The sequence below is a fragment of the Synechococcus sp. R55.2 genome (genome assembly GCF_047462075.1).
Lineage (GTDB): Bacteria > Cyanobacteriota > Cyanobacteriia > Thermostichales > Thermostichaceae > Thermostichus.
The window spans coordinates 1-753 of the sequence record NZ_JANSIH010000206.1; the positions used below are offsets into that span (position 1 = coordinate 1).

The following is a 753-nucleotide window of genomic DNA, read 5'->3' on the forward strand; positions in this document are numbered from 1 at the left end:
TGGGCTTGCTCATAGTTGGGCACTATCGACACCTCACCCAATCTAGAGGCCAATCTGACCGACGGGGCTCAGGGATCCTGTTTTCTTCACCTTTGCCGGCCCTGATTCAAGGGCAGCCCAAACTCTCACGGGTGGTTACGCCGGTTATCGGGTGGGATCCCTCAGCTCGCTCACACAACTGCCGCTTTGCCGCCCGATCCACATAGGCTTCGCTGAAATCGGCGCCGGCAATCTGCGCTCCTTGCCAAACCGCCCGTGCGGCAATGGCTCCCGTGAGCTTGGCCCCTCTGAGATCGGCTCCTGCCAAATTGGCCAGATCCAAAAGGCTATTGCTCAAATCGGCACCGGATAGGTTGGCCCCCGCCAGATTGGCCTTGGTGAATGCCGCCCCCGAAAGGTTGGCCCCGTGCAGATCGGCGCCCTGCAGGTTGGCGCTGACAAAGCTGCTGCCCCGCCAATCTTGGCCGGATAGATCTTGACCTTGCAGATCGGCGTTGTTGAAGTTGAGACGGGCTTGGCTGCCCGCTATGGAGCCCCAGAGGAGCCAAAGCAGCAGAGTGGCCGCCAGCAGCATGCCCAGCTTCCCGAAGTCGCGCCAGCAAGTCGAGGCGTTGGATTTTGGGGCCATCGAGGATCCCTAGATTCTCTACCCCCATTCTTGCCGATTTTCCCCTTGCCCACTGAGAACTGGGATCATTGCGTTGCAGCAGAGACAGCCCTTATCCGCCGTAGGTCACATTCCGCTCGGTGGTG

At 60.2% G+C, this 753-nt stretch carries 1 protein-coding gene; it reads right to left on the reverse strand.

What is annotated here, in order from left to right; genetic code table 11:
- Positions 1-106: 106 nt before the first annotated feature.
- Positions 107-628: a pentapeptide repeat-containing protein gene (locus NW838_RS07315; protein ID WP_414329417.1), complete on the reverse strand. Its 522-nt coding sequence runs from the start codon at positions 626-628 to the stop codon at positions 107-109.
- Between the last annotated feature and the right edge of the window lie 125 nt (positions 629-753).

What these genes read in the sequence shown, in the direction of transcription:
- NW838_RS07315 (WP_414329417.1), bottom strand. Translation starts at nt 628, where the DNA reads ATGGCCCCAAAATCCAACGCCTCGACTTGCTGGCGCGACTTCGGGAAG.